The organism is Pseudoalteromonas sp. Angola-7 (assembly GCF_028599255.1).
Lineage (GTDB): Bacteria > Pseudomonadota > Gammaproteobacteria > Enterobacterales > Alteromonadaceae > Pseudoalteromonas > Pseudoalteromonas atlantica.
In genome coordinates, this window is the sequence record NZ_JAQREL010000012.1 from 1 (window position 1) to 12,700 (window position 12,700).

The window sequence follows — 12,700 nt, forward strand, 5'->3', positions numbered from 1 at the left end:
ATAACACTACCCTACTATAAATAGTAAGTGGCGTCCCCAAGGGGATTCGAACCCCTGTTACCGCCGTGAAAGGGCGGTGTCCTAGGCCTCTAGACGATGGGGACACTAAAAAGTGTCACTAGGACAATTGATAAGTTTAACTCATATCATGAGGTGCTAAGGTAATACGTTTAATACACATAAAGACTCGAGCTTTAAGTGTTACGCTATTCTCTTGGTAAAACCACGCCTAACTATTTGTTAGATGGCGTCCCCAAGGGGATTCGAACCCCTGTTACCGCCGTGAAAGGGCGGTGTCCTAGGCCTCTAGACGATGGGGACACAGAAAACTGCTACCCTAGGACATGCACAAAGATTTGGTGGAGCTATGCGGGATCGAACCGCAGACCTCTTCGCTGCCAGCGAAGCGCTCTCCCAGCTGAGCTATAGCCCCAAACCTTTTAATACCTAACGTGTTTAACACGTTGTGTATCGCTGAGTGCGGGGCGCATTCTATGCACCCCCCAAAATAAAGTCAACAGTTTTTTATGCCACTTTATTTAAATGGTTTAATTTTCAACAAACTGGCTATCAGACATGCAAAAAAATACAATTTCGACAAAATTTGGCCTGTACTTCATCTCACAGTACTATAAACAGGTTAATTATCTATTTATACCTCGTTGATGAAGTAATAATGTTTAACATAAAAGGTATACATTTATATGCAAATTGAGTTGGGGTTAAAAAAGTACTAAAACCAAGGCTAAACCCCGCATTTAAGTGTGTTATTAAAATGCGAGGGCTCTATTCGATAACCTTATTATTAAATGCTCAACCCTTCCCTTTTTAAGTTGCTTGTACACACATATAAAAATTGAAGTGAATTAGGCCGTCGTTAAAAGTGCTAGCAAACAATTCGTGCTGTTTTTAAACGCTATGTTCCAGTTTGGGTAATAGGCTCTATTTTGTTGTCATTGTGCCAAAACCCTTGGTGTTAATTAAAGTTTATTCGCACTAATGGCAATACAGATAACTGCTTATGCCCTTACCTTTTAAAAAGTACCGTATACCAGTTCAATAATTTAAAACCTTATATAGTCATAAATCTTCTTTTTGATAAAACGTCACGCTTACTGTATCAATTTCAACATCGCCTTTTATTAGCTTATTTAAGCAATGCTTTTTATTGTAAGTAAAAATAAGGCAGCACTTAGTTCAGATTCAGCTGTTAATTTACCCTAACAACTTAAATTTGATGATAAAGTAAACGCCAACCACCCTGCGCTGTTTATAAAACCTTCATTCAGCACATTTTTATCATTCAAGTGTTGACACATTTGCAACTCTATCTATAATAGCGCCCCACAACAACGCAGCAATGTAATGTTGTTTAGATGTGGGTGATTAGCTCAGTTGGGAGAGCATCGCCCTTACAAGGCGAGGGTCACTGGTTCAAGTCCAGTATCACCCACCACTTTATTAAGTGTACACATCTAAAATTCTATATGAGTTGTTAACTCAGTTAGAAAAGAGAGCGTCACTGCTTTAAGTAAAAGAAGGTGAGGTTCACTGGTTAAAGTCCAGTACTATTATTTAATAGTAGCGTTTTAATTTATATGTGGGTGATTAGCTCAGTTGGGAGAGCATCGCCCTTACAAGGCGAGGGTCACTGGTTCAAGTCCAGTATCACCCACCACATATAAAACCTATTACATTAATAGTCGCGTTTTAAAATTGTAATATGGGTCGTTAGGTCAGTTACAAGAAAAGAGAGCATCACCGCTTTTTATAAAAGATGGCGAAGTTCACTGGTTAAAGTCCAGTACTATCTATACAGGTAGTAGCATGTAATATGGGTCGTTAGCTCAGTTGGGAGAGCATCGCCCTTACAAGGCGAGGGTCACTGGTTCAAGTCCAGTACGACCCACCATTCTTAGAATGGTGCATATTACACAAATCTAAATGGGTCATGACTCAGCTAGAAAAAGAGAGCATTACCGCTACTTCCAAGTAACGGCGAGGTTCACTGGTTAAAGTCCAGTACTATTTATTTTAATAGTAGCGTTTTAATTTATATGTGGGTGATTAGCTCAGTTGGGAGAGCATCGCCCTTACAAGGCGAGGGTCACTGGTTCAAGTCCAGTATCACCCACCACATATAAAGCCTATTATTATATTAATAGTCGCGTTTTAAAATTTAATATGGGTCGTTAGCTCAGTTGGGAGAGCATCGCCCTTACAAGGCGAGGGTCACTGGTTCAAGTCCAGTACGACCCACCATTCTTAGAATGGTGCATATTAAATATATAATTTGGGTGATTAGCTCAGTTGGGAGAGCATCGCCCTTACAAGGCGAGGGTCACTGGTTCAAGTCCAGTATCACCCACCAAATTATACAAAACGTTAAATTGATAAAGTCATACCTATTATATGTGGGTGATTAGCTCAGTTGGGAGAGCATCGCCCTTACAAGGCGAGGGTCACTGGTTCAAGTCCAGTATCACCCACCACATATAAACACTTCAAAATACCTAAGTTAAAAACTTCCATAAATATCACTCTTGATTTGTCTTTTGCAAAACGATTAATCTATACGCTATAAAATTATATAAAGGTAATTAACTCAGTTATAAGAAAAAGAGAGCATCGCTGTCCTTTACAAATAATGGCGAGTGCCACTGGTTCAAGTTCAATATCACCCACCACGTATAAACACTCCAAAAAACACTAGATTATTTTAACTATTATTTAGAGCTGCTTTTTACCTATTAATTAAACATTGATTTTAAATCGCTAAGGCCAGGATAATATGAAGCCATCTAAACGTATGAAAATAACTTAATCTTCTAATAACCTCGGCTAATAGTTAAATTCCCTTGTAAGCAGCTAAACTGTTGATTATAGTCTGTGATAAATCAAACAACATGTAAGCCAATGCCAACTAAGATCTACGCCAAAGCCAAAATACTGATAGTGGAAGAGCAGCCCCTCGCTCAAAGCTATATGAAACAGTCGCTAGAAAGGCTTGGCTTTCGGCAGTTGCACTTTGCCGATCATGCAATTGCTGCAAAAGAGCGATGTTTGGTTGAGCAATTTGATTTAATTGTATGTTCATTTAATTTAAGCAAACACCAAGACGGCTACCAACTCTACGAAGAACTCCGTGTTAAGCAACTGATAAAAAACTCCACCGCGTTTATTTTTATTTCTGCAGAAACCAGTGGTGCGTTAGTGCATAGCGTTTTAGAGCTTCAACCCGACGACTTTTTGGTAAAGCCATTTACGGTACAAGAGTTAAAAACGCGGATTGAGCGTATTCTAAAACGTAAAAATGAGCTACAGAGCATTTATACATTAGTAGATGATGGCAACGACTCTAAAGCAATAAAAGTAATCGATGCAACTTTAAATAAAAAAAACAATATATACAGCCCTATCCTCCTTCGCTTAAAAGGAGATGCATTGCTTAGGCTAAACCGCAGTGAAGAAGCTAAAGACTTTTTTACCTCGGTGCTAGACATACAAAAATTTGCCTGGGCCAAAGTTGGTTTAGTAGAAGCCCTGATTGCTAATAATGAGCATATTCTTGCTCAACGCATGTTAAAAACCATGCTTGAGCGCCATGAAACACGTTTAGTTGCACTGGATTTACTCGGCCGATTAGAAATAAAACTAAATCAATTTGAATTGGCGCAAGATTTTTTAAGCCAAGCAGTCGATATCGCGCCACGTAACATCCAAAGACAAAAATCGTTAAGCAATGTTTCGTTAATAAACCACGATTACGAAAAAAGCTATTTAACCCAAAAAGACATAGCCAGCTATGCGCGTCATTCTATTCATGACAGCCCCGACATCTATCTCAATGCAGCCCGTGCCGGTATAGACTTTGCTCTAACCACAGATCAAACAGACCAAATACAACGTATTTCGCGTCAAACTAATAAATACATAAATGATTTAAAAAAGCAGTTTCCTAATAACGCAAACCAATCTCAAATTGATGTACTTAATGCGCGTTTGCACTATTTAAAAGACGAGCACCAAAAAGCCAAGCGCTTGATAGAGCAACTTGATGACGACGATACGTTAATACGCTCTGTAGATGGGGCGCTTGATAAAGCAAAAGCGTTTCACGAGCTGGGTTTTCATCAAAAAGCACAAACATTATTTAGCCAAATAATTAGCCATTGTGAGCGCCACCCCAATATGAGTGATACAACTTACCTGCGTTACATTCAACAGCAGCAAAGTGAGCGCCGCGACATTAAAATGGGCCCTAAAGAGCTTAACAACCATGCAGTAACTCAATTTAATAGAGGGCAATTAAATACGGCGTTAGAGGCGTTTACACAAGCATTTAGAGTTATGCCGCGTAACCCAAGCATTGCGCTTAATTTATTACAGTGTTTGTTTGATTCGACAAAACAAAAAGGCGGCACTTTTAACTTGGTTATTGCTAAAAAGTGTTACGCCCTTTTGAGTAATTCTACACTGCAGCCAGATCAGTCGCAGCGATTAGATAAAATTTTGCATATGGCAAAAGAAATGAAACTCGATATTCAATCCCCCTAGCGCTAACTAGCGGCTAAAATAGCTGTTTTATCTAGATTGAAGGCTAACTATATAATTAAAGCTTTTTCATTGCAGCGGCATTTACACAGTAGCGCAAACCCGACGGTGCTGGCCCATCAGGAAAAATATGCCCTAAGTGTGCATCACACACATTACACACCACTTCAACGCGCTGCATACCATGGCTTAAATCGTTCACATAACCAATTGCATCGACAGTTGCAGGCTGCGTAAATGATGGCCAGCCTGTGCCGCTATCAAACTTTTCATCGGCATCAAAAAGTAAATTATCGCAGCATACACACGCGTATTTACCCGGTTCTAGTAATGTGCAACTTTGTGAGCTGTGAGGGCGTTCTGTGCCCTTTTTACGTGCCACATAATATTGCTCATCGCTTAGCATTGCCTGCCATTGCGCGTCTGTTTTTACAACCTTTTCGCGTGGCGTAGGATTGCCATTATTGGCAAAATTTATAACATCATTCCAAGTAAGCATAATAGCCTCCTTCGGTATTAATAAGTGATTAGGGTCTGTTGATCTTTTAAGGTTAAATTAGCAGCAGTCTGTTTGGTATTTAGGCAAGGCAGAGCCTATGCTGTGTGGTTATTCCCCATAATTGGGCGATAACGTAGCATTAATGCCAAACAGGCGCTGCCCAACGGGTTCTTCCTAGGGGCTATTTACTCTTTGTTGCCTACATGGATGTAGGTAAAGGGCGTGAGCAGGACGCGGAAGCTTTGCTCAGCTTTTACTTAGCCCACTAGGTTACAAACTTCGCGCCGCGATTAAATAGCCCCTAGTTTGAACAAACTTTAATCCGCAAAGTTCAACAGCCCCTAACTAAAGCGAATAGTTTGCTTTTCGTGATCTGAAAGTATGCGCTTCATGTAGGCGTCTATGTCATTTTTTTGTGCGGGTAAACTTACACTAAATTGTCGCTCGTTATTGCTATGAATAATAAGCTCATCGTTCTTACTTTCTATATGTTCAATGTTGCCAATAACAAGCCATTGCGGGCCAAATTTTTTATCAAAAAAACCTGCCAAGCTAAATAACATTAAGTGCTGTGCATCGCGCTGAATAAAATTATCAAGCGTATTGCGCTTTTTAAAGGCGGGTGTCAGCCTGTAACAACACGAACAAAACACAAATAACCATAATCCTATTACGGCAGAAAACCAAATATGATCAGTTAACGATGTAAACAACACCAAAGCGCCTAAAATAATGCCAATACCAAGCACTACAATGGCAATTTTTTTATTAATGTTATCCATTTAGCTCCCTTTTATTTAGCGTTTTTATCATCTGCTTTTTCGGTATGCTCTGGCCAATCGTTAAAAAACACCTGCAAATAACGACTCTTTGCCAAGTACCACATTACCCAAAACACAATCACCATTTGCACAGCTAAAAATAGTGAAAACCTGTAATGACTATGTGCAGCTTGTATTGTTAACCAGCTTAAGTCGGTTATTGCGCAAACCAGTAACGGCCAGCGCATGTAGCGCCACACCATCGCTAAACGCGCACTTTGCTGATGAGAGTCGCGCGGTCGTCTTAAGCAAAATAAAAAAGTGGGCACTATCGCAATAGCGCCAATCGAAATTGCGATAAAAAAATCGTTTTTAGATTTAAAAAATAACGACATTAAATCAAGTTCAGGGCGACGACTCAGCGCTGCTATAACCCAAATAAAATAAGCACGTAGTAACACCAATAAACTTAGATGAAATGCAATTGGCGTACGGTAGCTTCCGTATTTATCCCAGTACTCGGGTCCATATCGGCTCATTTTATTACCCTAAGCATTGTATTTATCAAACAGTGCAATTAAGTCGTCTTCGCTAAGTATGTCTATGCCTAAATCTTGTGCTTTAGTTAATTTAGAGCCGGCTTTTTCGCCCGCCACCAATGCATCTGTTTTAGCCGACACACTACCGGCTACTTTTGCACCTAACTGTTGTAAGCGTGCTTTAGCATCGTTTCGGTTTAAAGTATTAAGAGTGCCAGTTAATACATAGGTTAGCCCAGCTAAGGGTTGCTCATCCTCTGAAGGCGGCGTTAGCGCTGGCCAATTAATGCCTTGTTCAATTAAAGCATTAACTACATCTACATTATGTTGCTCATCAAAAAAGCCACGAACATGAGTTGCTACAATAACCCCTACATCACTTACTTGTGTAAGGCTTTCAATACTGGCTTGGGTTACCTTTTCAAGTGTTAAAAAATGATTTGCTAAGTTTTGCGCTGTGGCCTCGCCAACCTCACGAATACCCAGCGAATATAAAAACTTTGCAAGCGTAGTTGTCTTTGCAGCTTCAAGCGCATCTACTAAGTTTTTAGCCGACTTAGGGCCCATACGCTCAAGTGACTCAAAGTGACCTTGTTTTAATATAAATAAATCTGCGGGGGTTTTTACCAACTCTCTATCAACCAGCTGATCAACTATTTTGTCGCCTAAGCCATCTATATCAAGCGCTTTGCGTGATGCGAAATGCTTTATCGCTTGTTTACGCTGAGCTTGGCACACTAAGCCACCGGTACAACGAGCCACGGCCTCGCCTTCTACTTTTTCAACGTGTGAGTCACAAATGGGGCAACTGGCAGGAAATACAATGTCGCGTGCATCATCTGGGCGGCGCTCAAGTACTACTTGTGTAATTTGCGGAATAACATCGCCGGCGCGGCGTATAATTACTGTATCGCCTACCTTTACGCCTAAACGGGCTATTTCATCGCCATTGTGCAGCGTTGCGTTTGATACCGTAACACCGCCTACAAATACAGGCTCTAAACGCGCTACCGGCGTTATTGCGCCTGTGCGACCAACCTGAAATTCTACATCAAGTAACTGGGTTATTTCTTCTTGCGCAGGAAACTTATAAGCAATTGCCCAGCGCGGTGCACGTGCAACAAACCCTAAACGCTCTTGTAAGGCTTTTTGGTTTATTTTAATTACTACGCCATCAATTTCATATTTAAGCTCGCTTCTGCGCGTTAAAATATCACTGTAGTAATCTAAAGCCGCTTGCGTACCTTCAACTAACTTTGTTTCTGGGCACAGCGGTAAACCCCAATCGGTTAATTTTGCCAATTGTTGGTAGTGATCCTCAGGGATTGTGCCATCGGCCACCAGCCCTGTGCTATACGCATAAAACATTAGCGGGCGCTTAGCGGTAATTTTTGAATCAAGCTGGCGTAGACTACCTGCGGCTGCATTTCGAGGATTTACAAATACTTTTTCGCCACGTTTTTCGGCTTCGCTGTTTAATTTTTCGAACCCAGCGCTATCCATAAATACTTCGCCACGTACTTCAAGCTCTGCGGGGTAATTGCCACGCAGCTTAAGGGGCACGTTGCGGATTGTTTTTACATTTTGTGTAATATTCTCGCCAGTAAAACCATCGCCACGAGTTGCGGCCTGCACAAGCACGCCGTCACGGTAAATAATCGACACAGCCAAGCCATCTAACTTAGGCTCACAACAAAAAGTGAGCTCATCTTGGCTCATTAAACGCTCTTTAATACGGCGGTTAAAGGCGCTAAATTCTTCTTCACTAAAGGCGTTATCAAGCGATAACATAGGCACTTGGTGAGCAACTTGTTCAAATTTACTCAGCGCAGCACCTCCGACCTTTTGAGTGGGTGAGTCTGGCGTTAAAAATTCTGGGTTTTCTCTTTCAAGGGCGCTTAACTCGCGCAATAGTCTGTCGTATTCTGCATCAGGAATACTGGGTGTATCAAGGACATAATAATTGTAGTTGTGTTGCTCTAACGTACTACGAAGATGATTAATTTGCTCACTAATGCTGCTAGACATTTAAACCTCAAAAAACATAAAAAAAGCCACTTTTAGGTAAGTGGCTTAATAAAAATAATGTGTGCGTATAAATTACGCAGAAAATGCACGAACCTGCTCAACATATTGACGAACGCGCTCAACGGTCATTTCTTCACGCTCGGCATCTAAAATTTGTGCACCAAATTCATCGGCAATTTTCTTAGCTGCGCTATGTAACATATTAAAAGCAGCCAGCCCGTCGCCTTCACAAGGTAAAGTCATAAATAAGCTAACCCCTGCGGTGCTAAACTGTTCCATATTATCAATATCAAACGTACCTGGGTTATACATATTTACTAATCTAAATAACACTGGACCTTGCCCTGCAGGGTCTATGTGGCGATTAAAAAAGCCTTCTTCTGAATATTTAAATCCTAAGGTATTTACTGCAGGCAATAACTTACTGCCTTGCATGCTTAGTCCTTCAGGCATTTGAATATGCACAATAACAAAGTCAGACACATCTGCTGGCGCTTCTTTTTCGCTCTCTGGCTCTGGTTCTAGCTCTGGCTCTTGAACTACTTGCAGGTCGTCTTCAATGGGTGTTTGCGCCACGCTAGTATCTATTTGCGGCTCGTTTGCATCAAAGTTTAGCTCACCAAATTGCGGCTCATCTCGCTGGGCAACAACCGGCTCTTTAGGTTCAACTGGTGTATGCGAAGGTGTATCTTGCATTGGCTCAACCCGCTCTGAAGGCGCTACCTCTGGGCTGTCTTTTTTTCTAACTGACCATAAACCATGTACTAATAAGCCACCTATGACAAGTACACTGATCACAATTAAAACCAATCTTAGTTCTTCGGCCATCCCCTCACCTTTTATTATTTGTTATGCCTAAACCCGTGTATTAATTAACACTAATACGCTTAAAATAAACTGTTATGTGTGTGCAAGTTGCACTGCTTGTTCTATATCTACTGCTACCATGCGTGATACGCCTGGCTCTGCCATGGTAACGCCAGTTAAACGCCCTGCCATTTCCATCGCAATTTTATTATGACTAATATAAATAAACTGCACCGATTGTGACATTTCTTCAACCAAACGGCAAAAGCGTACCACGTTAGCATCATCAAGCGGCGCATCTACTTCATCCAGCATACAGAATGGAGCTGGATTGAGCCTGAATATAGAAAACACCAATGATAATGCGCTCAGCGCTTTTTCTCCACCACTTAACAGATGAATTGTCGAATTTTTCTTACCTGGCGGCTGTGCCATTATACTAACACCACTTTCGAGTAAATCGTCACTGGTTAATTCTAAATACGCACTACCACCGCCAAATACTTTTGGAAATAGCTCGGCAAAGTCGTTGTTCACTTGATCGAAGGTAGCTTTAAAGCGTGTTTTGGTTTCGCTGTCAATTTTACGAATCGCCCCTTCAAGCGTATTTAACGCTTTGGTTAAATCCTCAAGTTGATTATTCAGATAATCATTGCGCTCTTTAGCGTGTTCAAACTCATCTATTGCGGCTAAATTAACTGGACCTAGCTTATCTAATTGATGCACAAGCCCACTGATCTGATTTTGCGCTGCATTTAAACTCAGTGAATCAGGCAGTGTATCTAAAACACTTTTTAAACTTTGCTTTAATTCTTCAAGCGGCTCAAGTGCTGCCTGCGCTTTTATAATTAGGCTTTGCTCTTCAATACTTAGCTTTTGATGTTGTTCTTGCAAACCTGTCAGCTCACCTTGAGAGTGCTTAAGGCTGGCTTGTTTACTTATAAGTGTTTGCTTTGCCTCGTTAAGCTTTTTTTGTAACGCGACCAAGCTAGCTTCGCCCTGTTGATGCTTTATTAAAAGCTGTGCTATTTGCTCAGTGAGCTCTTGCTCGGGTATAAGCAACGCTTCCATTTGCGATTGCAGCTCTTGCGCTTCTTCTTGCGCACTAATGAGCTCTTGCTCAGCATGATTAAGCTTTGTTTGACTAAGCTTCCACTCACTGTGTGCTTTTTGCTCTTTTAACGTGGCCTGATGCGCTTGTGTTTTATATTGCTCAAGTGTAGCTGCAGCTTGGCTGTATGCAGTATTACTGCGTATGCAAGCAGCGTCGGCGCTTGCCAATTCGTCAGCTAAATTATGTTGCTGTTGATGTAACACTTCAAGCGCACTGTTGTACTCATCGCGCGTTTTTAATAATTGTGATTGCTCAGTGGTTAATGCACGCTTTTGTTGCTGGTACTTTTCTAGTTGCTGTAAAAATTGTGCTACTTGCTCTTTTAACATGTCGCTGCGCGTAGTGGCCACGGCCATGTTTTGTGCTAATTGATGAATTGCATTTTTAAGTACTGCTAACTCATCACTCAGCTTTTGCTGCTGTGTTTTTAGCGCATTAAGATTCTCAAAATCCCTTGCAAGGGTATTTTCAGCCTCTACTAAGCTCGCTGTTTTTTGCTTTAACTGTGTGTGTTTTAAAAGTTGTGAGTTTTCGGCGTTTTTGTCTGCGCTACGGTGCCAGTTTCGAGCATGTAAAGCACCGCTTTTATCCATAACCGCAATATAAAACGTATCATTTAACGCAGCGAGTTCAGCGTTTTCGCTGTACGCAATACGGGTCAGTAAATCGGGATAAACACCCTCAGTAATCAACGCCGCAACGCTATTTACTGGTATTTCACTTTTGTGAGGCCACACACTATTGTTGCTTTGCACATCAGCTACGTTTAGGTGCTCAAGCGTTTGCAGTGCCTGTTCAACTATATGTTCAAACCCTGGCTTTACTTGTAATTGATTAAATAAAGTGTGCTGCTTATTGTCATCTTCAATCCCTAAACTGCTTTTAAGCCCAGCAATGCGAGCTTTTAGCTCATTAACGTGCTGTAAGCTATGCTGATGTTGCTGCTCAGCGTTATTTACTAAATCGGTTTGCTCTTTAAGCGCTGCGGTGCAGTGTGTTTGTGCCGTTTGCTTACTGGCAAGCTCTTGAGTAAGGGTTTGTTTGTATTTTTGTTGCTCGGCTAGTTGCTGCTCTAATTGGCTACTTTTAATATCGTCAATTTGGTTATTTAGTTGGCTAAGCTGTGCGTTTACATGGGCTAAGGCTTGCTCTGTTTGCTTAACACTACTTTGCTGCGCCTGTACTTTATTATTAAGCGCGTTCTGTTGTTGATTAAGGCTTTGCCACGCGTTTGTGTGCTTATTTTTTTCATCAGCTAAATCTGCAAGTGTAAGGGTAAGCTCTTCAACTTGTTCGCTGCACTCTAAACTGTACTCGCTTATCTCTTGGTGGCTCACAGATAACTGCTCACACACATTTTGCTGCTGTGTTTTTAGCGCTTCACTTTGCAGCTTTCGCTGTTCAAGCTTAACCACACTTTGTTTAAGTGTTTGCGTTTGCTGTTTAATATTAATGTGTTGTTGTTCGGCGCGGGTCAACTCTGTGTGGGTAACGTGTTGCTGATGCTGCGCATCGTTAAGCGCATCTTGCTCTGCATTTACTTGAGCCTCAAGGCTTGCAAGCACATCGTCGTGGCCTGAGTGAGCCGTTTTAAAAAAGGCGATTTGCTCATTAAGCTTTTTGATTTGTTCACTTTTTTCAAGCTGTTGTTGATGCAGCTTTTGCCATTTTAATACAGCTACTTGGCCTTTTAAGGTACGCTCTTGCGCTTTTAAATCGCGGTATTTTTTCGCATCAACCGACTGCACAGCCAGTTTATCTAGTTGCGCTTGTAACTCTTTACGCACATCAAGTAAACGCTCAAGGTTTTCGCGGGTACTTTTAATTCGGGTTTGCGTTTCGCGGCGGCGTTCTTTGTATTTAGACACACCCGCGGCTTCTTCTAAAAATACGCGCAGCTCTTGAGGTTTGCTCTCGATTAAACGCGAGATCATCCCTTGCTCTATAATTGCGTAACTACGCGGGCCAAGCCCGGTGCCTAAAAATATATCGGTAATATCGCGCTTACGACATTTGCTCCCATTTAAAAAGTACAACGATTGACCATCGCGTGTAACTAAACGCTTAATCGCTATTTGGTTTCTGTCGGCAAATGTATTAGGTAAATCACCTTGGGTATTATCAAAAATAAGCTCTACTGAAGCTTGCGAGATGGGTTTACGATTAGTTGAGCCATTAAAAATAACATCGGTCATGGCATCGCCACGTAAGTTTTTAGCTGAGCTTTCACCAAGCACCCATCGCACAGCGTCAATCACGTTTGATTTGCCACAGCCGTTAGGCCCAACAACACACGTCATTTGATCAGGAAATGGAATTTTAGTGGGCTCTACAAACGATTTAAAGCCCGCTAATTTAATAGTGCTTAAGCGCATCTTATTGTTATTACCGATTATTA

General features: G+C 41.4%; 7 protein-coding genes and 10 tRNA genes. 8 read left to right on the forward strand and 9 right to left on the reverse strand.

Translation table 11 applies throughout. The annotated features are described in order from the left end of the window. Positions 1–28: 28 nt before the first annotated feature. From PSH50_RS14935 to PSH50_RS14945, 3 genes are all read right to left on the reverse strand, one after another. Positions 29–104: transfer RNA gene (locus PSH50_RS14935), tRNA-Glu, on the reverse strand. Between the two features lie 141 nt (positions 105–245). Beyond that, positions 246–321: transfer RNA gene (locus tag PSH50_RS14940), tRNA-Glu, on the reverse strand. Between the two features lie 36 nt (positions 322–357). Continuing rightward, positions 358–433 (reverse strand) — tRNA-Ala (locus PSH50_RS14945). A 947-nt stretch (positions 434–1,380) separates the two neighbouring features. Between PSH50_RS14945 and PSH50_RS14950 the strand changes: the two genes are divergently transcribed. From PSH50_RS14950 to PSH50_RS14985, 8 genes are all read left to right on the forward strand, one after another. Next, positions 1,381–1,456, forward strand: a tRNA-Val gene (locus PSH50_RS14950). Positions 1,457–1,602: 146 nt separating this feature from the next. Beyond that, positions 1,603–1,678, forward strand: a tRNA-Val gene (locus PSH50_RS14955). A 158-nt stretch (positions 1,679–1,836) separates the two neighbouring features. Then, positions 1,837–1,912: transfer RNA gene (locus tag PSH50_RS14960), tRNA-Val, on the forward strand. Positions 1,913–2,061: 149 nt separating this feature from the next. Then, positions 2,062–2,137 (forward strand) — tRNA-Val (locus tag PSH50_RS14965). 49 nt (positions 2,138–2,186) lie between these two features. Further along, positions 2,187–2,262, forward strand: a tRNA-Val gene (locus PSH50_RS14970). Between the two features lie 33 nt (positions 2,263–2,295). Next, a tRNA-Val gene (locus PSH50_RS14975) sits at positions 2,296–2,371 on the forward strand. A 45-nt stretch (positions 2,372–2,416) separates the two neighbouring features. Then, positions 2,417–2,492, forward strand: a tRNA-Val gene (locus PSH50_RS14980). 424 nt (positions 2,493–2,916) lie between these two features. After that, positions 2,917–4,557: a tetratricopeptide repeat-containing response regulator gene (locus PSH50_RS14985; protein WP_273587128.1), complete on the forward strand. Its 1,641-nt coding sequence runs from the start codon at positions 2,917–2,919 to the stop codon at positions 4,555–4,557. Positions 4,558–4,612: 55 nt separating this feature from the next. Here the strand turns inward: PSH50_RS14985 and msrB are convergent, their stop codons facing one another. The 6 genes from msrB to PSH50_RS15015 form a co-directional block, all read right to left on the reverse strand. Beyond that, positions 4,613–5,053, reverse strand: a complete 441-nt coding sequence (msrB, locus tag PSH50_RS14990) for a peptide-methionine (R)-S-oxide reductase MsrB (protein WP_064384881.1) — start codon at positions 5,051–5,053, stop codon at positions 4,613–4,615. 341 nt (positions 5,054–5,394) lie between these two features. Continuing rightward, positions 5,395–5,835: a hypothetical protein gene (locus tag PSH50_RS14995; protein ID WP_024034163.1), complete on the reverse strand. Its 441-nt coding sequence runs from the start codon at positions 5,833–5,835 to the stop codon at positions 5,395–5,397. Between the two features lie 11 nt (positions 5,836–5,846). Beyond that, positions 5,847–6,353, reverse strand: a complete 507-nt coding sequence (locus PSH50_RS15000; protein ID WP_273587127.1) for a DUF2919 domain-containing protein — start codon at positions 6,351–6,353, stop codon at positions 5,847–5,849. Between the two features lie 9 nt (positions 6,354–6,362). Then, complete coding sequence (gene ligA, locus PSH50_RS15005) at positions 6,363–8,381, reverse strand: NAD-dependent DNA ligase LigA (RefSeq protein WP_273587126.1); 2,019 nt, start codon at positions 8,379–8,381, stop codon at positions 6,363–6,365. 72 nt (positions 8,382–8,453) lie between these two features. Further along, positions 8,454–9,209: a cell division protein ZipA gene (gene zipA, locus PSH50_RS15010; RefSeq protein ID WP_004588864.1), complete on the reverse strand. Its 756-nt coding sequence runs from the start codon at positions 9,207–9,209 to the stop codon at positions 8,454–8,456. A gap of 72 nt (positions 9,210–9,281) precedes the next feature. Then, the gene (locus tag PSH50_RS15015; protein WP_273587124.1) at positions 9,282–12,677 is read right to left on the reverse strand and encodes a chromosome segregation SMC family protein; all 3,396 of its coding nucleotides are present in this window, start codon (positions 12,675–12,677) and stop codon (positions 9,282–9,284) included. Positions 12,678–12,700 lie beyond the last annotated feature (23 nt).